22 protein-coding genes are annotated in these 22454 nt (G+C 45.6%); 9 read left to right on the top strand and 13 right to left on the bottom strand.

What is annotated here, in order from left to right; translation table 11 throughout:
• Positions 1-32 precede the first annotated feature (32 nt).
• Positions 33-1466, bottom strand: a complete 1434-nt coding sequence (locus HG547_RS12790; protein WP_023267065.1) for a glyceraldehyde-3-phosphate dehydrogenase — start codon at positions 1464-1466, stop codon at positions 33-35.
• 206 nt (positions 1467-1672) lie between these two features.
• On the opposite strand from HG547_RS12790, the gene HG547_RS12785 reads away from it, so the two are divergent.
• Positions 1673-2560, top strand: coding sequence for a DUF2989 domain-containing protein (locus HG547_RS12785; RefSeq protein WP_144374982.1), 888 nt, complete (start codon positions 1673-1675; stop codon positions 2558-2560).
• 214 nt (positions 2561-2774) lie between these two features.
• Positions 2775-3785, top strand: coding sequence for a type I glyceraldehyde-3-phosphate dehydrogenase (gene gap, locus HG547_RS12780; RefSeq protein WP_037418518.1), 1011 nt, complete (start codon positions 2775-2777; stop codon positions 3783-3785).
• A gap of 135 nt (positions 3786-3920) precedes the next feature.
• On the opposite strand, the gene nadA is transcribed toward gap, so the two are convergent.
• The 5 genes from nadA to astE form a co-directional block, all read right to left on the bottom strand.
• Positions 3921-4994, bottom strand: coding sequence for a quinolinate synthase NadA (gene nadA, locus HG547_RS12775; protein WP_169548028.1), 1074 nt, complete (start codon positions 4992-4994; stop codon positions 3921-3923).
• A 144-nt stretch (positions 4995-5138) separates the two neighbouring features.
• Positions 5139-6734 carry a dihydrolipoyllysine-residue acetyltransferase gene (locus HG547_RS12770; RefSeq protein WP_169548027.1) on the bottom strand — a complete coding sequence of 532 codons (1596 nt, stop codon included), beginning with the start codon at positions 6732-6734 and terminating at the stop codon, positions 5139-5141.
• Between the two features lie 9 nt (positions 6735-6743).
• Entirely contained in the window at positions 6744-7721 is a 978-nt protein-coding gene (locus tag HG547_RS12765; RefSeq protein WP_099458031.1) for a transketolase C-terminal domain-containing protein, read from the bottom strand.
• Between the two features lie 3 nt (positions 7722-7724).
• A complete protein-coding gene (locus HG547_RS12760; RefSeq protein ID WP_169548026.1) occupies positions 7725-8903 on the bottom strand; it encodes a thiamine pyrophosphate-dependent dehydrogenase E1 component subunit alpha in 1179 nt (392 codons plus the stop codon).
• A 162-nt stretch (positions 8904-9065) separates the two neighbouring features.
• Positions 9066-10100, bottom strand: coding sequence for a succinylglutamate desuccinylase (gene astE / locus HG547_RS12755; protein ID WP_169548025.1), 1035 nt, complete (start codon positions 10098-10100; stop codon positions 9066-9068).
• A 278-nt stretch (positions 10101-10378) separates the two neighbouring features.
• Between astE and msrA the strand changes: the two genes are divergently transcribed.
• Positions 10379-10858: a peptide-methionine (S)-S-oxide reductase MsrA gene (msrA, locus tag HG547_RS12750; RefSeq protein WP_169548024.1), complete on the top strand. Its 480-nt coding sequence runs from the start codon at positions 10379-10381 to the stop codon at positions 10856-10858.
• A 121-nt stretch (positions 10859-10979) separates the two neighbouring features.
• Here the strand turns inward: msrA and pgm are convergent, their stop codons facing one another.
• Positions 10980-12632, bottom strand: coding sequence for a phosphoglucomutase (alpha-D-glucose-1,6-bisphosphate-dependent) (gene pgm / locus HG547_RS12745; protein WP_169548023.1), 1653 nt, complete (start codon positions 12630-12632; stop codon positions 10980-10982).
• Positions 12633-12702: 70 nt separating this feature from the next.
• Positions 12703-13254 (bottom strand): replication initiation negative regulator SeqA, encoded by a 552-nt coding sequence (seqA, locus tag HG547_RS12740; RefSeq protein WP_169548022.1) that lies wholly within the window; start codon positions 13252-13254, stop codon positions 12703-12705.
• A gap of 296 nt (positions 13255-13550) precedes the next feature.
• Here seqA and HG547_RS12735 point away from each other — a divergent pair, with 296 nt between their 5' ends.
• The 6 genes from HG547_RS12735 (at position 13551) to efp (ending at position 17399) form a co-directional block, all read left to right on the top strand.
• On the top strand, positions 13551-14327 hold the full coding sequence (locus HG547_RS12735; RefSeq protein WP_169548021.1) for an alpha/beta fold hydrolase: 777 nt from the start codon (positions 13551-13553) through the stop codon (positions 14325-14327).
• A 101-nt stretch (positions 14328-14428) separates the two neighbouring features.
• On the top strand, positions 14429-14650 hold the full coding sequence (locus HG547_RS12730) for a DUF2788 domain-containing protein (RefSeq protein WP_011072324.1): 222 nt from the start codon (positions 14429-14431) through the stop codon (positions 14648-14650).
• A gap of 11 nt (positions 14651-14661) precedes the next feature.
• Positions 14662-14934, top strand: coding sequence for a LexA regulated protein (gene ybfE / locus HG547_RS12725; RefSeq protein WP_011072323.1), 273 nt, complete (start codon positions 14662-14664; stop codon positions 14932-14934).
• Between the two features lie 55 nt (positions 14935-14989).
• Positions 14990-15517, top strand: a complete 528-nt coding sequence (gene fldA / locus HG547_RS12720; RefSeq protein WP_023265275.1) for a flavodoxin FldA — start codon at positions 14990-14992, stop codon at positions 15515-15517.
• Between the two features lie 92 nt (positions 15518-15609).
• A complete protein-coding gene (gene earP, locus HG547_RS12715; protein WP_169548020.1) occupies positions 15610-16794 on the top strand; it encodes an elongation factor P maturation arginine rhamnosyltransferase EarP in 1185 nt (394 codons plus the stop codon).
• A 44-nt stretch (positions 16795-16838) separates the two neighbouring features.
• A complete protein-coding gene (efp, locus tag HG547_RS12710; RefSeq protein WP_037418480.1) occupies positions 16839-17399 on the top strand; it encodes an elongation factor P in 561 nt (186 codons plus the stop codon).
• Positions 17400-17443: 44 nt separating this feature from the next.
• Here the strand turns inward: efp and HG547_RS12705 are convergent, their stop codons facing one another.
• From HG547_RS12705 to HG547_RS12685, 5 genes are read right to left on the bottom strand one after another with little or no spacing between them, the layout of a single operon-like run.
• Positions 17444-18511: a chemotaxis response regulator protein-glutamate methylesterase gene (locus tag HG547_RS12705; RefSeq protein WP_169548019.1), complete on the bottom strand. Its 1068-nt coding sequence runs from the start codon at positions 18509-18511 to the stop codon at positions 17444-17446.
• A 19-nt stretch (positions 18512-18530) separates the two neighbouring features.
• Positions 18531-19139 carry a chemotaxis protein CheD gene (locus HG547_RS12700; protein ID WP_169548018.1) on the bottom strand — a complete coding sequence of 203 codons (609 nt, stop codon included), beginning with the start codon at positions 19137-19139 and terminating at the stop codon, positions 18531-18533.
• Position 19140: 1 nt separating this feature from the next.
• The gene (locus HG547_RS12695) at positions 19141-19968 is read right to left on the bottom strand and encodes a protein-glutamate O-methyltransferase CheR (RefSeq protein ID WP_211164634.1); all 828 of its coding nucleotides are present in this window, start codon (positions 19966-19968) and stop codon (positions 19141-19143) included.
• Complete coding sequence (locus HG547_RS12690) at positions 19965-20501, bottom strand: chemotaxis protein CheW (RefSeq protein ID WP_037429777.1); 537 nt, start codon at positions 20499-20501, stop codon at positions 19965-19967. The genes HG547_RS12695 and HG547_RS12690 overlap by 4 nt, the downstream gene beginning before the upstream one ends.
• A 12-nt stretch (positions 20502-20513) precedes the next feature.
• A complete protein-coding gene (locus tag HG547_RS12685; RefSeq protein WP_169548017.1) occupies positions 20514-22454 on the bottom strand; it encodes a methyl-accepting chemotaxis protein in 1941 nt (646 codons plus the stop codon).

Here is a 22454-nt window from a genome sequence, read left to right as displayed (position 1 = left end):
CGCTTTCTCTGTTGTACTTCTGTCTGTCGCAATTAAGCAGGCAGAGACAGCGTTGTTAAGCCTAACATCGTTTGCATAACACCGACTACTTGGCAGCTGTAACCAAATTCGTTGTCATACCATACGTACAGAATGGCGCGTTTACCTTCGGCGATGGTCGCTTGAGAATCAACCACGCCCGCATAGCGAGACCCCACTAAGTCGCTTGATACGATTTCAGTTGAGTCTGTGTAGTCAATTTGGTTCTGCAAGGGTGATTGCAGCGCCGTGTCTTTTAGGTATTCGTTCAATTCGTCTTTGTTGGTCTCAGCATTTAAGTTCATGCTGATGATCGCCATAGATACGTTTGGTGTTGGCACGCGAATCGCGTTGCCTGTCAGTTTGCCCGCTAATACTGGCAGAGCTTTAGCGACGGCTTTCGCTGCGCCCGTTTCAGTGATCACCATGTTTAATGGTGCACTGCGACCGCGACGGTCAGCACTGTGGTAGTTGTCGATCAGGTTTTGATCGTTTGTATATGAGTGAATCGTCTCAACGTGACCATTCTCGATACCGTACTTATCATTTACCGCTTTCAGTACTGGTGTAATGGCGTTAGTGGTGCAGCTCGCTGCAGACACAATGATGTCTTCTGGCGTAATATCGCCTTCGTTCACACCGTAAACGATGTTCTTGATGGCGCCTTTAGCAGGCGCTGTCAGTAACACTTTGCTTGCACCAGGGCTCTTCAAGTGTAAGCCTAGGCCTGCTTCGTCTTTCCAAATACCCGTGTTGTCTACCACTAAGGCATCTGTAATACCGTATTTAGTGTAATCCACTTCATCTGGTGAGTTTGCGTAAATCACTTGGATATAAGTACCGTTAGCGATGATGGCGTTGTTCTCTTCATCCACTTCAACAGAACCGTTAAATGGACCATGAACAGAGTCACGACGCAGTAAGCTTGCGCGTTTTTCTAAATCGCCCTTCTTACCACCACGTAATACGATAGCACGCAGTCTTAACTTGTTGCTGCGGCCAGTACGTTCGATCAGTAAGCGCGCTAATAAGCGACCAATACGACCAAAACCATACAACACCACATCACGCGGAGCGATATCATCAGCATGATCAATCGCAGCCGCTAATTCGCGTGCCATATAGCTTTCAATTTCGTTGGTATCGGTATGTTCAGCCCAGTATTTGACAGCAAGCTTACCAATATCCACTTTACATTGTTTAACAGCGAGTCTGCTTAAGGCTTGAACAAACGGGAAACTCTCGCGTAAACGTAATTTCTCGCCGACATGACGACGAACTAAACGGTGCGCTTTAATAATCTCAATAGTAGAAGCATTGAGTAATGGCTTACCATAAACCACAACTTCGACGCCTTGGTTACGGTATAACTTGCCCAGCAAAGGTTGCATTGCCTCTGCCATTTCAAAACGTTCTTGCCAACTTTGTAGGTGTTTATCAGCGCTCATTTACAGATCCTTTATCTCACTTTTCAATAAAATATATTGAAAGGTTTGAGTAACATGACGAAAAGACCAATAATCTTATGTAGGTTTTAGGGAAAACCCTCTGTTTTGGTCGGCGCCATTGTAATGAAAACTGACCCAGCTTGCTAGTAAGATATTTTCTGTAAATCTGTAATTTTATTAGAGAAAATTGCATTTTGGAGCGTATTTTGAGACAAAATCTAGTAATAATTACATCATTTACCCTCGCGATAAGCCTTTTCGGTTGTGATAATGGCCGAAATATCGAAACGATTTGTAAAAATAATCCTGAAATTTGTGCCGATTTGCATAAGGATGGCTGGTGTTTAGCCGAGAAAACAAAGTTGATCCAAAGTCGATACGACCTAATGGACAATAAAAATCCTACAGGCAAGCAACTCTATCAACAGTTAACTTACCTCGAGGACTATAGTCGATGTATTGAATTGGCCTCGGGCGTTCAGCACATTATCCACACAAGCCGCACAGCTGATAGAGCCAGAGCCTTTCGACTAAGTACACAAAATTTGAGTCGGTTGCAGGATGAAACCCGCGAGCGCCAAGACCCGTTTATGTCTTATTATCAATGGACACGTTTTGGTGACACGGATGCATTAAACCGACTCTTGGCACAAGAAAATGCTGGCGAAGTCACTGAGCCATTTCTTTTAGCGCAAATAGCCACCTACTACAGCAACCGTAATGCCATCAAAGCGCAACAACTCTACCTTACTGTGTTTGCAGAGATCCAATACGCTGACTTTGATCCAAATTGGTTGCTTGGGCTCGCTGCAGCCTATCGCCAAACCCAAGCGCTAGAAAAAACTTACATGCTGACAAAAGCCAATTTACTACTTACGCAGCAGAAGTATTCTGAAGATAAGATGCTAGCCTTAATCGGTGGCAACAAAACGCTGGCGACAAGATTAGATGAATACGCCCAGAATTTGATCAATGCGTTAGAAGATGGCCTCTATTCGACTAGTCCGGTTGCGCTCTGGCTTGCTCCACCTCAGACAGAGGTAACACCGCCAGCGGCAACTCCCGTCGAACCAGAGAAGCCAAACTCGCCTTAAGGCTTGGGCCTTGAGTAACGTCGGCAAAATGTTTGCCATCTTGTAATTTTTTATCAAAATGCAGAGCTAAAAAAGGTGTTTTCGCGAGCAATGTAAAAAAAACACCTAATTTGTTAACCGAATCCCGGCAAAATAGCCGAATTAACTTGACGATAGCTGTCAGTTTGGTAATTTTACTACCAGTTGAATTTTATAATCACCAGAGGGATATGAGATGACTATCCGTGTTGCAATAAATGGTTACGGCCGTATCGGTAGAAACGTATTACGCGCCCTGTACGAAAGCGAAAAAGCTTACCCAATCAAAATTGTTGCCATCAACGATTTAGGCGACGCTTCAATCAACGCTCACCTGACAAAATACGATTCTGTACATGGTCGTTTCAATGCCAAAGTTGAGCATGATGCTGAAGCAATTTATGTTAACGGTGACAAGATCCTCACTTTCCAAGAGCGCGATCCAGGCAAATTACCTTGGGGCGACCTACAAGTAGACGTGGTATTTGAATGTACCGGTATCTTCACTTCTAAAGATTCTGTTCAACCGCATTTAGCCGCTGGCGCAAAGAAAGTGATTATCTCTGCACCAGGCAAAAACGTTGATGCAACCGTCGTTTACGGTGTAAACAACAATGTGTTGACCGCGGATATGACCGTTATCTCTAACGCGTCATGTACCACTAACTGCTTAGCGCCTTTCGCTAAGCCGTTAAATGACGAAATTGGTATCGAATCAGGTCTGATGACTACCATCCACGCGTATACCAACGATCAACGTTTATCTGACGTATACCACACAGATTTACGCCGTGCCCGCGCTGCGGCACTGTCGATGATCCCAACTAAAACTGGCGCTGCGGCTGCTGTAGGTTTAGTTGTGCCTGAATTACAAGGTAAATTCGATGGTTTAGCGGTACGTGTACCGACTGTTAACGTGTCTTTAGTGGATTTATCTTTCATTGCATCACGTGACACAACCGTTGAAGAAGTTAACGCCATCATCGAGCGTGCAGCAAGCGTAGCACCACTGAGCGAAGTGTTGGCCGTCAACAAAGAGCCGTTGGTATCTATCGACTTTAACCACAATGCGTTTTCATCTAACTTCGATGCGACGCAAACCCGTGTTAACGGCCGTTTAGTCAAAGTAATGGCTTGGTACGATAACGAATGGGGCTTCAGTAACCGTATGTTAGACAACGCGGTTGCGTTAATGAACGCTAAATAATCTCGATTAGCGATTTAGCTAAAGCCCTGCAAATGCAGGGCTTTTTGTTATTTCCCGTATGGCAACTGCAATTAAAAAAATATCCCCACAATGCGGGGATATTAATGTTGAAACTCGATGTGCGACTAAAAGCGCTTAGGCATTACCCTTCACTTTCATATTGAGCGTTTTAGCGAAATCGAGCATACGGGTCAGCGGGATTAACGCTTTCACTCGCAAGTCTTCATCAACAAAGATCTCATGGGTGGTTTTGTCGCTATCACTTAATGACGCTTCAATGGCTTTTAAGCCATTCATTGCCATCCAAGGACAGTGGGCACAGCTCTTACAGGTCGCACCATTACCGCCAGTCGGCGCTTCGATTAAGGTTTTACCCGGCGCTGCTTGTTGCATTTTGTAAAAAATACCGCGATCGGTCGCGACAATAAAACGCTCGTTAGGCATGGTTTGCGCAGCTTTGATCAACTGACTGGTGGAGCCGACAGCATCCGCCATCGCCACCACACTCGCGGGTGATTCTGGGTGTACCAAAATTGCTGCGTCGGGATAAACGCTTTTCAGATCACGCAGGGCATTCGCTTTAAACTCATCGTGAACGATACAGTCGCCCTGCCACATCAGCATCTCGGCGCCCGTTTGTTTGGCAATATAGCTGCCTAAGTGACGGTCTGGGCCCCAAATAATTTTTTTGCCTTCGCTGTCTAAATGCTCAACAATTTCAAGGGCAATACTCGAGGTCACCACCCAATCGGCACGGGCTTTTACCGCCGCAGACGTGTTGGCGTAAACAACCACGGTATGGTCTGGGTGCGCATCACAGAAGGCGCTGAATTTATCGATGGGGCAACCTAAGTCCAATGAACAGGTCGCTTCAATAGTCGGCATCAGAATGGTTTTTTCTGGGCTTAAGATTTTGGCAGTTTCACCCATAAACTTCACCCCAGCGACGATTAACGTCTTTGCGGGATGATCGCGGCCAAAGCGCGCCATTTCAAGTGAGTCTGAAACACACCCACCAGTTTCTTCAGCCAGAGCTTGAATTTCAGGGTCGGTATAATAATGGGCAACCAATACCGCATCCTTTTCAATCAGCAGCTGCTTGATACGTGCCTTGTAGTCCGCCTTTTCGGTATCGGACAGAGGAATTGGCTTAGGCGGAAACGGATAATCAATAGTTTCGATTGTTGGGGCAAATGCGCTGGGGCTCATAACAAATCCATCAGGATAACAACGTTCGCGAATTATACGTAATTGGGCTCAAAAGATTAACCCATTTATGGCCTGCGAATAAAAAAGGACGCTAAATTGCGTCCTTTTTTGCTGGATTGGCTGTAAGTATTGGCTGACAGCCGATTAGCGCATGGCTAACAGCATATCCTGCGGCTGCTCAAGGTATTGTTTCCACAGGTTACAGAAACGGGCAATGGTGCCACCATCAATAACGCGATGATCCCCAGACCAACTCACTTGCATGATCTGACGCGCTTCCACTTCACCTTTCGCATTAAAGCGAGGCAAAGTTTGTAACTTACCTAATGCGACAATCGCGACTTCCGGTTTATTGATAATCGGCGTTGCGACTGTGCCACCTAAGGCGCCAATATTTGAAATCGAAATTGTGCCTTCTTTAAGATCCGCCGGCGCCACACGGCCGCTACGCGCAGCATTGGTTAAGCGGGTGATCTCGGCAGCGACCTCAAGGATGCTCTTATCTTGCACATCCTTGACGTTTGGTACCAGTAATCCCACCTTAGAGTCAACCGCCATACCTATGTTATGACGCGCCTTGTAGGTGATTTCCGTACAATCCGCATTCACTTGGCTGTTAAGCACTGGGAACTGCGTTAAGGCTAACGACATGGCTTTCATAAAGAATGGCATCATGGTCAGCTTAACTTCGTCGGAAGAATATTTGGCCTTCATGCTTTCACGCAGTGCGACTAAGTCTGTCAAATCAAACTCTTCGCAATAGGTGAAGTGTGGAATGGTTGATACCGATTCCACCATCATTTTCGCCATCACGGCTTTCACGCCACGGATAGGCTCAACAATGTCACCCCGTGCAGCGCTTGCTACTGCAGTAGAAACAGTTGATTGAGCAACAGTTGGCGCTACCGCCACTGGCGCAATGGCAGGCACTGCGCCGCCTTGCGCTTGGAAGCGAGTAATGTCTTCCTTATACACACGGCCATGTTTGCCACTCCCAGGTACGCGACTTAAATCGATATCTAAGGCTCGCGCCATACGGCGAACGGCAGGGCTTGCTAAGGCTTTACCTTGGCGAGCAGGCTCTTGCGTCGCACTTACGCTCGCACAAGCTGTTGGAGCGGCAACATTCGTATTAGCGCTAGTCGTCTCTTGTGCATGACTGACTGGTGCACTAACGCCACCTTCGACCTCAATTGCAAATAGTGGCGCATGTACTTTCGCTAACTGGCCCTTACGGTAGTGCAATTTGACAATCTTACCCGCTTTGATGGCGGGAATTTGCACTAGAGCTTTATCTGTCATCACATCGGCGATGGGTTGGTCTTCAACCACAGTATCGCCCTCTTGCACTAGCCACTCGACCAGCTCGCACTCAACAATACCTTCGCCAATATCTGGCAGCAGAAACTCTTCAATACTGCTGCTAGCAGCACTGATTGCAGCTTGGTTTGGTGCCGAATGTTCGACGGTTTGAGGTGCGACTTGACTCGACGGTTCTTCCGCCTCAATTTGAACGGCATAAAGTGGCGCATGCACCTTAGCAATATCACCTTTAGCGTAATATAGCTTACTGACTACACCAGCAAATGGTGCAGGAATTTGCACTAAGGCTTTGTCGGTCATCACATCGGCGATGGGCTGATCTTCAACAATCGTATCGCCCTCTTTCACCAACCACTCGACTAATTCGCACTCGACAACGCCTTCACCAATGTCCGGCAAAATAAAATCTTTAATCATACCGGACTCCTAGAAGTTCACTGATGCTTTGATGGCTTCAAATGTTTTGAGCGCATCGGGCATATATTCTTTTTCATGGACCAGTGGGTATGGCGTATCTAAACCACATACACGGCTGATGGGTGATTCTAAATACAAGAAACACTCCTGCTGAATTGTGGCCGCAATTTCACCCGCAAATCCACCCGTTAATGGCGCTTCGTGGTTAACGAGCAGTCTCCCCGTTTTCTTCACTGAGTCAGCAACCGTATCCACATCCCAGGGCGCAAGTGTACGTAGATCAATAATTTCACAGGAAATCCCTTCTTTGGCTGCCATGTCGGCCGCCTTTTCAATGATTTCCATCTGCGCGCCCCACGCCACTAACGTGATGTCCTTACCTTCGCGTACCACTTCGGCTTTACCGAGCTCGATTTCATAATCACCGGCGGGCACTTCACCCACAGAGGCGCGATATAAACGTTTTGGCTCGAAGAATATCACCGGGTTTTTATCACGAATCGAGGCAAGCAATAACCCTTTGGCCTGCGCTGGATTACGCGGCACAACCACTTTTAAGCCTGGGGTTTGGGTAAAATAGGCTTCTGGCGATTGTGAGTGATAGTGACCACCTGCGATACCGCCACCATAGGGAGTACGGAACACCAGGCTTCCCACATTAAACTCATTACCGCTGCGGTAACGGAATTTAGCCGACTCGTTTACGATCTGGTCAAACGCGGGGAAGATATAATCAGCAAACTGGATTTCTGCCACAGCGGTCATGCCATTGGAGGCTAACCCGTTGGCAAAACCCGCAATACCTTGCTCAGTCAATGGCGTGTTAAAGCAGCGGCTGCGACCAAACTTTTCCTGCAAACCCGAAGTGGCGCGAAACACGCCGCCAAAATGGCCGACGTCTTCACCAAACACCACCATGCGTTCATCGGCTTGCATTGCAATCGACAAGGCCTCATTGACGGCCTGTAACATATTCATTTCTGCCACGGCTTATAGCCTCCCTGCACTTTTGGGATAGGATTGCGGATATTTCTTAATGTGTTCTTTGAGATCGCTCAGTTGCTTTTTCAGCGCTGGCGTTGGCTTGTCGTACACATCTTCAATAATCTCATCCAGCATAGGGATAGGCAGTTTTTCCGCGACTTTAACGGCGGCTAACACTTCTTCACGGTACTTTTCGTAACGCTGGGCATCATCGGCTTCGGCTAACCAACCTTTATTAATCAGCCACAACTTAAAGCGTTTGACCGGATCGTGTTGTTGCCATTTAGCCTCTTCTTCTTTTGAGCGATAGCCAGATGGATCGTCTGAAGAGGAGTGAGCGCCAAGGCGGTAAGTCATGGCCTCAATCAATACTGGCGCGTTGTGCTCAATCGCATAGGCACGAGCTTGTTGAGTTGCCGCCAAAACTGCCAGCATATCATTGCCATCGACGCGAATGGTGTGCATGCCGTAACCCACACCGCGACTGGCGATGCCGTTACCGGCAAATTGCTCTTCCGTTGGGGTAGAAATGGCATAACCATTGTTACGGCAGAAGAATATCACTGGGCATTTTAACACCGCCGCCATATTCAATCCGGCATGGAAATCGCCTTCCGATGCGGCACCTTCACCGAAATAACAGACAGCAACATTACGTTTCCCCTGCATTTTCAGGCTATAACCGACACCTGTCGCTTGCGGGATTTGAGTGGCCAGTGGCGATGAAATGGTTTGATAGTTCAGCGCCGCGCAGCCGTAATGAATAGGCATTTGGCGACCTTTACCCAAGTCCTTTTCGTTACTGAACATTTGGTTCATAAACTGTTCAGTGGTAAAACCGCGATAACGCAGCGCCGCATGTTCACGGTATTGCGCAAGGATCACATCCTCAGGATCGAGTGCAGCGACACTGCCGACAATCGCCGCCTCTTCACCCGTACAGGTCATATAGAAGCTGATCCGTCCCTGACGCTGTGCGCCAAGCATACGTTCATCGAGTACCCGCGTGAACACGCAAGTATCATAAATTTTGGTGGCTAAGGCTTCATCTATAACAGGCAAAACCGCGGTTTCATAGGTAGTGCCGTCTGCTTGTAGAATTCGAAGGATAGGAATGTGAAGCGATGCCTTATCCAAGAAGCCGACACGGTGCACTGTATCAGTGTTGAGTGTTGCTTTGCTCATATTGTGCTCTTGTTATCTCGTTACGCTGCAGAAGATCCGCAGCGCCTAATTTATACGAATATGCCGGATGAACATTACGTTAACGTAAACTACCTATCAACCGTTGGCACAGTTCAAATGACAACTAATCCCCAATTTGCATGTATATATTGCTTTACAAACTTAACGAACGTTCGGCGCTACTGAGGGGATCAAACAAATCACGGTGCGATTGCCAATGGGCACCTTGGCATTAGGGAATACAATAGATTCAACCTCTTGTTCTACTTTAATTTCTTGCCCCCCCTCTCGGGCTAAGACAAAGCCTTTTGGAAAAGATCTGAAGTTTTCGACATCGGTCGCGAAGGTAAATTCAAAATCATCAAAATGTTTGTTAATCACGCGGCACACTTGATACAGATTCACTTTATCTGCCGAAAATGGCTCAAGCTGCAAGGGTTTGTCGGTGATAAGGCGCATAAACATCTCTTGGGTGGCAATAAAACGCGTCATATCGTTCTGCCCCATGGGATACACTTTACCTAATTCAATGGTAAAGGCATCGGCGCCATACTGCTCGGAGGAAAAATAGCTAAAGGTGGTTGTTGGCTCATGGTGAAATAACACAGTATCCACGCCACTGGCTGCTAAAAACATGATTTGCTCGGCGCTGTAAGCACGGCCGGGACGATAGGGGTAAATCGCAAACTTTTCGTGTTTTGACGCTCGCATCGCCGTGTGTAAATCGTAGTGAATTCGCTGGCGCCCTGCGGCGGCGCCCTTAAAGAAGCGGTCAACATAGACTTCTAATTTTTTCGCCCGCACCCGCTCAGGATTGACTAAGCCGGGAGGATTTGAATGCTCGCCACTAAACAGACGATTCATGTTCTCGTCGATAATGCGAGTGCCGTTATTAATCGCTAAAGGGTTACCAATAAGAAAGAGCGTGCGTTGTTTGGCGATGATTTTTTGTTGGAGAAGCTGTTTGATTAAGGTATTGCAGAGTTCGATGGGGGCGGTTTCATTACCGTGGACACCGCAGGAGAGAATGACATCCTTACCTTGGGCTTGTGCAGGCTCAAAGACGATGACGCCCGTGTCCCACACTTCGACTCGAGTATGTTCCCCTAAGGCGAAACTAAACTCATCTCCGAGGGTTTCAGGATTAGCGAGGGTCAGCGCGAGAAAATCCTTCGAATCTAACAGAGCTTGTAACACAGAATTCTCCTTATAATAGCGTGTTAAAGACGGGAGTGATGGCAATAACTGCCTGTTTCATGCCACTTATAGCTACCCGCCTTAAAAAGCGCATCCATACTAACACAAGTTTTTAGGCCGTTACTCTGTCATTCTGGTCAAACAAGCGCATTTCGCGGCAAAACAACAGCATCTTAGCCGCATTTGGTCGACATAGGATTAATTTTGTCGACACACTTGCTTTTAGGGATGAGTTTTATCACAATCCTTAGCCATCTAGACTTCTATCAGGATTTATCATGGCGTTAGCAACTTTCGGTGCCGGCTGTTTTTGGGGCGTAGAGTATTTCTTTAGACAAGTCAACGGCGTGACCAACGCGACCTGCGGCTATATGGGTGGCAATAACGAAGCGACCACCTATGAGGAAGTCAAAAAAGGTAAGACAGGCCATGCTGAAGTCGTACAAGTAGAATTTGACCCTGCGATTGTAAGTTACGACCAGTTACTAGATGTGTTTTGGAAAAACCACAACCCGACCACGCTCAATATGCAGGGCGGCGATATTGGTACTCAATACCGCAGTACCATTTTCTTCCATGATCGTGAGCAAAAAGCGGCGGCCGAAGCCTCAAAACTGGCCTTTGCCCGTTCAGGTCGTTGGGGATTGCGTCATATCGTCACTGAGATTGTGCCGTTACAGCAATTCCATGTGGCAGAGGAATATCACCAAAACTATATCGATAAGAATAACTTACCAAGTTGCCATATCGAGTACTAGGCTTAGCGATTAAGCTCAAACCTGAATAATTTGACCTTACAATCGCTGCAAATAAAAACGCACTCATAGGATTTCTATGAGTGCGTTTTTTTATCGGTAAAAAGAATGCGTAAACGCTAAATCAGGCGCTGAGGGCCTTATCAATCAGGGCTTGTGCGTCCTTAATGATATCGGCAAGATGTTGCTCACTGATAAAGCTCTCACCGTAAATCTTGAATAACGCCTCAGTTCCCGATGGCCGCGCAGCAAACCAACCATTCGCCGTGGTCACTTTAATGCCACCAATTGAAGCATTATTGCCCGGCGCATGGGTCAATACGGCCTCAATGTTCTCACCCGCCAACATAGTAGCATTCAAGGTCTCGGCATTAAGCTTGGCAAATTTGGCTTTGTTTTCAAGGCTAATCGGACTGTCGATACGCTTGTAGAAGCTTTGACCAAATTGCGCGACCAACTCTTGATGACGTTGTCCCGGCGTTTTACCTGTGACCGCAAGCATTTCGGCTGCGAGCAGCACTAAAATAAAACCGTCCTTGTCAGTACACCAAGTCGTGCCATCACGGCGCAGGAAGGCGGCGCCCGCACTCTCCTCACCACCAAAGGCAATGGTCGCCTCGGCTAAGCCATCGACAAACCACTTAAAGCCAACGGGCACCTCGAGCAATTTTTTACCGTGAAAGGCACAAATTTTGTCGATAAGTGCGCTTGATACCAATGTCTTACCAATGGCTAAGCTATCACTCCACTCTGGTCTATGGGTTAACAGATAATCAATCGCTACCGCTAAATAGTGGTTGGGGTCCATAAGCCCAGTGCCCGGACACACAATACCATGTCTGTCGTAGTCAGGGTCATTACCCACGCATAGATCGAAGGACTCTTTATGGGCCAGTAACCCCGCCATTGCATAGGGCGATGAGCAATCCATGCGGATCTTGCCGTCCTTATCCAGTGACATAAAGCTAAAACTTGGGTCGACTTTATCATTTACTAAGGTGATATCGATGCCATAGTGCTTGGCAATCGGTGACCAATAATGGATACCCGAACCACCTAATGGATCGACACCCAACTTAAGTTTGGCCTTTGCAATGGCATGCATATCGACGACATTTTCTAAATCCGTCACATAGGGCGTGATTAAATCGATGGCATGCACATAACCAGAGACTAACGCATCGGCATAAGCGAGCTTATTCACACCCTTGAGCGCAGCGCGCAGGTAATCATTGGCACGGGATTCAATCCATGCGGTGATATTACCTTCAGCAGGACCACCGTGGGGCGGATTGTATTTGATCCCACCATCCTGCGGCGGATTATGGGACGGCGTAATAATGAGGCCATCGCTTAAGGCGGCACCACTCAGCGCCGCGGCGCGATTAGCGCAAATAATGGCGTGGGACACCACAGGTGTTGGCGTAAAGCCATCATTTTGCTGGATATGAACCGTCACTTTGTTGGCGGCTAACACTTCAATCGCCGATACATAGGCGGCATAAGATAAAGCGTGGGTATCAATACCTAAAAAGAGTGGCCCTTCGATATTCACCGATTGCCGATAATCGACCACGGCTTGAGTAATCGCCCAAATATGATCTTGGTTAAAACTGCCTTGAAACGCCGTTCCACGGTGCCCAGAAGTGCCAAATGTGACACGCTGCTCCGCAGCATCCACATTAGGTTTAATGCTGTAATAATGGCTCATCAGCTTTGGAATATTCACCAGATCCATCTGACTCGCGATTTGCCCTGCCCGTTGATGTATTGCCACCTGATCCTCTCCTACTGGAAAATCGGTTAATTAAATGGAAACGCCGCATCATTGCGGCGTCGATAAGTCGTTATACGCGTTCGGCAATGCCGTTGGCGATTTGGGCATCGCAGCCAAATTGCACCAGTGCCTCAGCTAAAATGGCCCGCTTTTTCGCAGTATTGTTGTTGGTTGTTACCCAAAAACCCGTCTGACCAATTTCCTTCGGATTTGCAGTGGCACTTGCCTTGAGTAACTCCTCACGGGAACGCGCAAAGTAAAGACGATCGCGCCCTTGGATCTGTAAGATTTGTGCAAACTGCGTTTTGTTCAGTTGATACAAGCTCTCGAGCAAAAATAAGAATCGCCCCACCGCACCTTTTTGCTGTTCTAACTTATGTTCATCCACCAATTGATTAAAATCAGCTGCAGCGACAAAGGTTTCGACTTGTGGCACAAATTGTGGTTCCGGCGTTGCAGCCTCTAAGCTCGGTTGGCTGATAGCCTGTGGCTGCGCCTGCTCAACCGTATCGACGGACAGGCCGAGTAATCGACGGAGAATGTCAGAGGCGCTCTCACCAATACGTTCCGTTTTGCTGGCAATATGACGATAGAGCTCTTCATCCACTTCGATGTATTTCATAACCTTATTATCCTTTGTTATTCGATAGGCATAACCGCAAAAATGCACCACAAACGATCCTCGCAAAGGATCTGTGCGATCGTTACCCCAGTGTATATATCTCTATCAATCTGATAAAGCATCATTAATCTAAAAATGCGTGAAATCGCACATCAAATTAGCACAAGTATGTTAATCGCTGAAAAAGCCAGCAAGTTCGGCACAAATATCATCCGAAACAACCGCAAGACTTGTCAAACTTAAAGCATACAAGGCACAATTCACGCAACACGAGGCACTACAGCACAGGCAATTCCATGAATTATGTATCCACAGGTCAGGGGGAAGCAGTCCTCCTTATCCATGGACTTTTTGGCAATTTAGATAATCTTAAAGGATTAGGCCAAGCGCTCGAAGCCAATCATCAAGTCATCCGCGTTGATGTGCCTAATCACGGCTTAAGTGAACATTGGCAACAAATGGATTACCCAAACTTAGCCAAGGCCATGGTGGATTTACTCGATGATCTCGAGCTTGAGCGTGTCCATATCGTAGGCCATTCCATGGGCGGAAAAATTGCCATGGCGACCGCACTAGCTTACCCAAATCGTATCATCAGCTTAGTGGCCGCTGATATTGCTCCTGTTGCCTATCAACCACGCCATGATGCCGTTTTTGCGGCGCTTGAGAGTTTACCGCTTGTAGGCCATACAGACCGCCGCTTCGCCCTTGCTCATTTATTAGCTGCTGGCATTGATGATGCGACAGCACAATTTTTACTCAAAAACCTCCAGCGCAGCGACACAGGCTTTCGTTGGAAAATGAATCTCACAGGCTTAAAAAGCGGCTACCCCAATATCATCGGTTGGCACAACCTTCCCAATGAATCACAATTAGTGTTTGCTGGTCCGAGCCTTTTTATCCGTGGCGGCGATTCAAACTATGTCGCAGCCGAGCACCGTGATGAGATTTTGCGGCAATTCCCGCAGGCCCAAGCAAAAACATTAGAAGGGTGTGGCCATTGGTTACATGCGCAAAAACCTTCCATTTTTAACCGGATTGTGTCTGAATTTATTGACAAACACACGGTGTAAATGACAATGATTCTCGACCTAAATCATATAGCCGACACCTTGTTGATGTGATATATTCGCGCCTCTTTTAGCCTTAGAGCACTCTAGAGGACTAAGAAAGTATGTTATCTCAGTATATGGAACAAATTGAGACCCTCGGCTTGAACCTGTTTTTTGCCGCGATTTTTTTCTTTATCGGCATGGCCATCCACGATGTGCTAAAACAAGGTAATGTCCCGAAATTCGGTCGATTTATTGTTTGGTTAGTATTATTTCTCGGCTGCGCCGGGTTTATTGCAAAAGGTATTATCCAGATGTCCTGGGAAGGTTCGGGCATCGGTTAAACAATAAGAACATGGCAAAAGAAGCAACAGATAGAACCACCATTGACCTTTTTGCCAATGAAAAGCGCCGGGGCCGCCCACGTAGCAATCCTTTGTCCCGTAGCCAGCAACTTAAGGTCAATAAACGCAACCAGATCCAGCGGGATAAAGCCAAAGGATTAAAGCGAATAGAGTTAAAGGTGTCACAAGATTTATATGACGCCTTGAATGAGCGGGCGTTGGCCAGTAACATCAGCCGAAGCCAGTTAATCGAATTAATTCTTCAGCAAAAAATAGAATGCTGAGCAATCAATAGCAGCAAGATTAACGTATAAGTGAACTAGACATAAAGGATAGACAATGGCAACTGTAGGTCTTTTTTTCGGTAGCGACACAGGCAACACCGAAGCTGTCGCCAAGATGATCCAGAAAAAACTGGGTAAGAAAATGGTTGAGGTGAAAGATATCGCCAAAAGTACCAAAGAACAGATCGCAGAATACGACCTGCTGCTGTTCGGTATCCCAACCTGGTATTATGGTGAAGCACAGTGTGACTGGGATGACTTTTTTCCTGAGTTAGAACAGATTGATTTTACAGACAAACTGGTTGCTATTTTCGGTTGTGGTGATCAAGAAGACTACGCGGAATATTTCCTCGATGCCATGGGCATGATTGGCGATATCGTTCAAGCCCGTGGCGGTATCATCATCGGTCACTGGCCAACGGCTGGTTATAACTTCGAAGCGTCAAAAGGCTTAGTCGATGATGACCACTTCATCGGTTTAGGGATTGACGAAGACCGTCAACCAGAGCTGACCGAAGAGCGTGTTGATGCTTGGGTCAAACAAATCTACGAAGAAATGTGTTTAGCAGAACTCGAAGACTAACCCTAGTTTCATCGAGTGAGCTGTGTAAAAAAAGTGGCCCAATGCCGCTTTTTTTACATTTGTTCTCCACGTAAATGAAAGCGATATTTCCAATGGTAGCTCCCCAACATCCCCACTGGGATATCTTCTGTACTGTCGTCGATAACTACGGTGATATTGGCGTTACTTGGCGTTTAGCCAAACAGTTAGTCAATGAATATCAGATCCCAATTAAGCTTTGGGTCGATGACTTAAACAGTTTTTCGCATATTTTACCGACCCTTGACCCTAACCTCACTTGCCAGATTTTTCATGGTGTGACTATCCTTCATTGGACTACGCCCTTACCTTTGGTATATGAGCCAGGCGAAGTGTTAATTGAAGCCTTCGCCTGCGAATTACCCGATGTAGTGAAGCAACAACTTGCTGAACTGCATATTAAAACACCAAAATCTGTGCCTTTATGGCTTAATTTAGAGTATTTAAGCGCGGAAGATTGGGTCGATGGCTGCCATGGTTTACCCTCGATGCAGGCCAGCGGCATTAGAAAGTATTTCTTTTTCCCGGGCTTTACACCTAAGACGGGTGGACTGATTTGTGAGCGAGAGCTATTTGCAGAGCGCGATGCATGGCAACAGGATAGCGCCAATAAGCTGCAATTATTTGAGCGTCTTGGTCTTAAGGATATTAAAGCGCAAGATACTGTCTATAGCGTCTTTAGTTATGAAACCGAGTCGCTCCCAGCCTTATGTGAACTCTGGCAAGCCACAGCAAAACGCGATGCAAAAATTCATGTCCTTATCCCAAAAGGCCGCAGCTTAAACAGTTTGCAGCACATATTGCCCTGCCCTATAGAGGAATTAATACCTGGGCAGCAAATTAAACTGGGGGATTTAACCCTGCATATCTTGCCGATGACCGATCAACAGGGATTTGACCGCCTACTATGGAGCTGCGACGTTAATATTGTCCGCGGTGAAGATAGCTTCTTACGGGCCCAATGGGCGGCAAAACCTTTTATTTGGCATATTTATCCGCAAGAAGATGATTATCATCTAATAAAATTAGAAGCTTTTATTCGACTTTACTGCGATAATCTGCCCCCTGATATTGCTGACACTTGGTCTAAATTGAACGTTGCATTTAACCAAGGAGAGCAATCCGCCGTGAAAACTCACTGGCAAAACCTAAATCCAGTCTGTTTGCCACTCTTACAACATGCTAAAGAATGGCCAATTGACGCAATAAATGCTGCAGATCTTGCAACTCGGCTAGTCCAATTTGTGAAAAAAAGCTAAGATGCTGCGCTGATATAGAAAATCGACATATAGGAAATTGTGTAATGAAAACTGCTCATGAAATCCGTCCTGGTAACGTGATCATGTTTGAAGGCAGCCCATGGGTTGTACAGAAAACAGAAACAACTCGTTCTGGCCGTAACGCTGCCATCGTTAAGTTAAAGCTGAAAAACTTACTGCTTAACTCTGGTACTGAAACCACTTTTAAAGGTGAAGATAAGTTAGACGATATTATCCTAGATCGTCTGGATTGTACTTATTCTTACTTTGCTGATCCTATGTATGTATTCATGGATGCAGAATACAACCAATACGACGTAGAAGCTGAAAACTTAGGTGATGCAGCAGCTTACATCGTTGACGGTATGGAAGAAACTTGCCAAGTGACTTTCTACGAAGGCAAAGCAATTTCTGTAGAAATGCCAACCACTATCGTACGTGAAGTGATCTACACTGAGCCATCAGCTCGTGGCGATACTTCAGGTAAAGTAATGAAGCCAGCAACTATCACTGGTGGCGGCACTATCAGCGTGGCTGACTTTGTGAAAGTTGGCGACAAGATTGAAATCGATACCCGTACTGGCGAATTTAAAAAGCGCGTATAACCGCCTTTTTTCGTCAGAGAAAGCCAGTGTCCGCACTGGCTTTTTTATTCTTTGGTAAACGCAATAATTTCCTCAGCAATATTGCTTAAAGCAACCTGCCGACTGACTGCGCCGAGCTTAACAGCCTCTTTTGGCATACCATAAACCACACAACTGGCTTCATCCTGTGCCAATGTTGTGGCTCCAGCATGATGCATATCTAGCAAACCCCGAGCACCATCGTCCCCCATACCAGTCATAATTATGCCTAGGGCATTTTTACCCGCAGCATTAGCGACTGAACGAAACAACACATCAACCGAGGGGCGATGCCGACTGACCAACGGTCCGTCCTTAAGCTGAACACGATATTGAGCACCACTACGTTGTAGCAGCATGTGCTTGCCGCCGTTAGCAATGAGCACAAGACCCGGCATCACTCTATCGTTATCTTCGGCTTCTTTCACTTCCATTTCACATAAACTATTTAACCTACTAGCAAAGGCCGCCGTAAAATGCTCTGGCATATGTTGGACAACAACAATACCGGCACTTGTACGTGGCAATGCCGTTAACACGCACTCAAGTGCATGGGTTCCACCCGTTGAAGTTCCGAGTGCAACAACCCGATCCGTCGTTTGGTGTAGCGCATGGTTTGTTGATGTTAACACTACATCGGCGTTATGTTTCGCGGCGACAGGCATTTTTGCTGGGGTATTAACACGCAATTTTGATACTGAGGCTTTAGCTGCAGCACGCACGGACTGGAGTAAACGGGCTTGTGATTCCTCCAAAAATCCCTTCAATCCTAATTTAGGTTTAGTAATGATATCAACCGCTCCCGCGGCAAGTGCAGCAATAGTCACTGAAGCACCTTGCTCAGTGAGTGTTGAGCAAATTACGACAGGGGTTGGCCTTTCAGCCATCACTTTTTTTAAGAAAGTAATGCCATCCATTCTTGGCATTTCAATATCAAGAATAATGACATCGGGCCATTGCTGTTCAAATAATTTAAGCGCAAACAACGGATCCCGAGCACAGCCTAATAAAGTAATATCAGGCTGGTTAGATAACATGCTGCTGAGCACTTGTCTGACAACTGCTGAGTCATCGACTATGGCGACATTAATCACAAGGCCCCCTTAAGTCTTGTTAATCCGACCAAATCACCACCGAGTTATTAGAGGCACGCATATCTTCACTCGCTTGATTAAAATATCGGTATTCTTCATCCTGAAGTGACGCAATTTCTTCATATTTATTCTCGATTAAACTGCGATACACCGAATAATCCGACGGATCGAAATAAATTATTCGACCAGAATGGCCGCCAAGATCTTCACTAATAACAGGGATTCGTTCACGTTGTAGAAACTGTCTAACAAAATCAATATTCATCCCGCCAATATCATAGTGATTAAGGATATTGTCAGCACACAAAGATAAAACATTCGCGCCTCCAAATATTTTACTCTGCAAATTTTGCCGCTGTGCTCCTAACTTTAGCATGGCATTGATTAAGATCTCCATGGCATGAACACCATAGTAACCTGCGCGAGAATCAAGAAAATGTGTAAGCTTGCGCCGATCAGCAGCTAATAAAAAGTGATTCATTCCAATGACCTGAGCCTTGGGATCAAATAAACATACTGCCACACATGAGCCCAATAATGTCTTTATGAGTTCGTTTTTCGCCGTCACATAATGCTCACCAGGGCCAATCATGATTACTGTTCTTTGATTTAAGGCTGTCTTTTCCACATCAAATCCTTTGATAGATAGAAGGTTTAATCTGCTTTAACCCATGTTTTACGTGCATCAAGGATTCGGTATGTGAAATAAACAAATAACCACCGACTTTCAACTGCTTTATTACATGGTTTATGACCCTTTGCTTAGACTCAGCATCAAAATAAATCATTACATTACGAATAAAGATTAAATCGCACATTCCGACACTTTCACAGGATTGAGTCAGATTCATCGCAAAAAAGCTAACTTTACTCTTTAAGCTTTGGTCAATTAAAAATGTACCGTTTTGCTTACCCACCCCCTTTAAGCAATACTTCTGTAATCTCTCAAAGCCGATGGCGTCATTACGTTCAAGGGGATAATGTGCCATTTCAGCCTTCGCTAGCACCCGCTGGCTAATATCAGACCCCTGCACTTGCCAGTGACCATCAATCCCTAAATGATCCGCCAACAGCATGGCTAAGCTGTAAGCCTCCTCTCCAGATGAACAAGCTGCTGACCATACCTGCCAGCTTTTTTTTTGTGGATGTGTTTTTATTAGGTGTTTAACAAATTCAAAATGCTCTATTTCACGAAAAAAGAACGTTTCATTGGTCGTCAAAGCATCAATAAAATGATGATACTCAATATTTTCAGAGTGTTTTTTGACGAACTCAAAGTAATCTCCATAATTTTCATAACCGGTTTCTTTTAGGCGTCGACATAATCGACTAGCCACCAATGATTTTTTAATGTCGCTCAAGAATATACCGGCCTCCTCATACAAAAATTGCCGAATATGTTCAAATTCCCTTTGCGTTAAGGCGGTATGTTCAAGCGGCAACGGTGAGGACTTCATAGTGCTTCATCAGTGGCATCAGCTGCATGAAAATTGAGTTGGCTAATTGCACTAATGTCGGCCACCGACAGCACATAATTGATATCAAGTAATATCATAAAATGTTCGCCAACTCGCCCCATTGCGCGAATAAAGTCAACTCTGAGATCGGCACCAAAATCCGGTGGCGGCTGTGTATGTTCATCATCAATTTCAAGAATTTCATTCACTTCATCCACTAACATCCCAATGGTTTGCTGCTCATCCTCGTGACTGACTTCAACCAACACAATACAACTTTTTTTTGAGATGACCGTTGTTAGACGCCCTAGCCTTTTGGACAAATCAATAACAGGGACGACCTTACCTCGTAAATTAATAATACCGCACAAAAATTCTGGCATCATAGGCACCCGCGTAATGCCTTCAATTTCAATGATCTCTTTTACATCCAAAATACCAATTGCAAAGGTATCATTCCCTGACTGAAAGGTAAGATATTGGGTAATATCTCCCACTGAATTGGCCTTCATCTCATTCACTAATTGATTCATGATAGGCCCCTATCAGAATCGTTCGAAATCGGTACGTTCAACATGTTGCTTAGCTTTGGCTGTCTTACGCCCAGAAGCCGCCATTACAGTTGATTTACCTTGATGAGATCTTTCACTACTGATGGCAAGTTTAAAAAACTCTACTGCGTCAAGTAGTTGATTAGCCTGACCGTTTAACTCCTCTGATGTCGCGGCCAACTCTTCTGACGCAGATGCATTCTGCTGTGTGGCTTTATCAAGCTGTAGCATAGAGTCATTAATCTGGCTGATCCCAATGGCTTGTTCCTCAGAGGAGGAACTAATTTCCTGAACCAAATCAGATGTTTTTTGGATATTAGGCACAATATTAGCGATCAAACGGCCGGCATTTTCAGCAATACCAACACTTTCGCTGGCTAGTTTATTAATTTCTTGTGCCGTTAAGCTGCTGTTTTCCGCTAATTTTCTAACCTCGGAGGCGACAACGGTAAAGCCTTTACCATGTTCACCAGCACGGGCCGCCTCAATGGCCGCATTGAGACTTAATAGATTAGTTTTATATGCAATGTCTTCTATTAGGCTAATTTTCGCCGCAATCTGTTTCATTGCGGCAACGGTTTGTTCTACCGCTATTCCACCTTGTCGTGCTTCTTCAGCGGCTACCGTTGCCATATTATTGGTAACCCTTGCATTTTCGGAGTTCTGCTGGACAGACGCATTTAACTCTTCAACGGCACTGGTCGTCTCTTCGACACTAGCAGCCTGCTCTGTTGCTCCTTGGCTTAGACTTTGAGCGGTACTACTGACCTGTGAAGAAGCACTAGACAAATTATCTGCACCACTTCGAACCTGAGCAATCACAGAAGTAAGGCTATCAATCATATCAATCATCGCCTTATAAACCCCCGTCGCATTTTCACGCTGTTTTAGCTCTACAGTTAAGTCTCCGTTAGCGATTGCGCGCGCAATCGTTTCCATATCACGAGGTTCTCCGCCCAACGGTTTTTTAATTAACTTCACTAAAAACCATGCCAAGAAAATGCCGATCAAAATAGCGGCGATAGATACACTAATAACAGTGGTAAGGGTCTGCTCATTCTGTGCTTTAACAATAGGACCAAGGGCATCTTGCCTTTTTTGGATGGTTAATTTGATATCTTCAGTTTGGCGCGCAACATCAGCACCGATACGGTCGAGTTGATTTTGCACAATATCGTTTCTTTCGCTAATAGTGCTATAAACTGACTTTAACGAAGACGCATAATTGTCAATGCTGCTGGTAAATTGTAATAATTTTGATTGTGCATCTAGATCTATTGCCACAGTTTTTAAGGCAGAAAGACGCTCTCCCTTAGCTAAATCAATAGCCATCAGCGCCTGCTGTAAATCGGCATCTAAATTTGTTTCAAGGAATTTAGATGCTGCTAAACGAGCAGCCAATATCGATTCGAGCACAGAACCTGCTCGATAAGCAACATCAATCTGACCTTTATTATAGGATTGATGCATAGTGTCAGAAATCAGTTTTACAACTTCAGTTCCTTTAGGAACCAACACATTGGTAACTTCATCATTGCGAGATTTAATCAATTTTACTACAGATTCAAAGTAACTATTGTAATCAACAATATCTTTGCGAATATCTGAAAGTTGTTGACTCAATTCAGGCTCGTTAATCTCCGTGATCGCTTTTTGAATGATGTCATTAAGAATAACATTACGTTCATTGAATACTTTATAAGCCGATTCATTCTTCTGAAAGATATAATCATAGGCCTGTATTTGAATTGTAAGCATATTAGCTTGGATGCGACCAGCCATATTAGAGTCACGCGCCAACGAGCGGTAATCATTAAAACCGTCAATGGCTTTCGTTAGCCCGACATAGGCGGCTAATGAAATCACAATCAATAGTAATAACACCAATGCATAACCACCAGAAATCTGCATGCTGAGCGTCAGTTTTTTAAACAT

Source organism: Shewanella sp. DNRA4, from assembly GCF_012843185.1.
Classification (GTDB): domain Bacteria; phylum Pseudomonadota; class Gammaproteobacteria; order Enterobacterales; family Shewanellaceae; genus Shewanella; species Shewanella xiamenensis.
The sequence above is the reverse complement of the archived record's forward strand: the minus strand, read 5'-3'. Positions and strand labels throughout refer to the sequence as shown.

Bases quoted from the DNA above. Each gene is read 5' to 3' on its own strand.
- HG547_RS12790 (WP_023267065.1), bottom strand. From the start codon at position 1,466: ATGAGCGCTGATAAACACCTACAAAGTTGGCAAGAACGTTTTGAAATG.
- gap (WP_037418518.1), top strand. From the start codon at position 2,775: ATGACTATCCGTGTTGCAATAAATGGTTACGGCCGTATCGGTAGAAAC.
- nadA (WP_169548028.1), bottom strand. From the start codon at position 4,994: ATGAGCCCCAGCGCATTTGCCCCAACAATCGAAACTATTGATTATCCG.
- HG547_RS12770 (WP_169548027.1), bottom strand. From the start codon at position 6,734: ATGATTAAAGATTTTATTTTGCCGGACATTGGTGAAGGCGTTGTCGAG.
- HG547_RS12760 (WP_169548026.1), bottom strand. From the start codon at position 8,903: ATGAGCAAAGCAACACTCAACACTGATACAGTGCACCGTGTCGGCTTC.
- msrA (WP_169548024.1), top strand. From the start codon at position 10,379: ATGGCGTTAGCAACTTTCGGTGCCGGCTGTTTTTGGGGCGTAGAGTAT.
- seqA (WP_169548022.1), bottom strand. From the start codon at position 13,254: ATGAAATACATCGAAGTGGATGAAGAGCTCTATCGTCATATTGCCAGC.
- HG547_RS12735 (WP_169548021.1), top strand. From the start codon at position 13,551: ATGAATTATGTATCCACAGGTCAGGGGGAAGCAGTCCTCCTTATCCAT.
- HG547_RS12730 (WP_011072324.1), top strand. From the start codon at position 14,429: ATGTTATCTCAGTATATGGAACAAATTGAGACCCTCGGCTTGAACCTG.
- ybfE (WP_011072323.1), top strand. From the start codon at position 14,662: ATGGCAAAAGAAGCAACAGATAGAACCACCATTGACCTTTTTGCCAAT.
- fldA (WP_023265275.1), top strand. From the start codon at position 14,990: ATGGCAACTGTAGGTCTTTTTTTCGGTAGCGACACAGGCAACACCGAA.
- earP (WP_169548020.1), top strand. From the start codon at position 15,610: ATGGTAGCTCCCCAACATCCCCACTGGGATATCTTCTGTACTGTCGTC.
- efp (WP_037418480.1), top strand. From the start codon at position 16,839: ATGAAAACTGCTCATGAAATCCGTCCTGGTAACGTGATCATGTTTGAA.
- HG547_RS12695 (WP_211164634.1), bottom strand. From the start codon at position 19,968: ATGAAGTCCTCACCGTTGCCGCTTGAACATACCGCCTTAACGCAAAGG.
- HG547_RS12690 (WP_037429777.1), bottom strand. From the start codon at position 20,501: ATGAATCAATTAGTGAATGAGATGAAGGCCAATTCAGTGGGAGATATT.
- HG547_RS12685 (WP_169548017.1), bottom strand. From the start codon at position 22,454: ATGTTTAAAAAACTGACGCTCAGCATGCAGATTTCTGGTGGTTATGCA.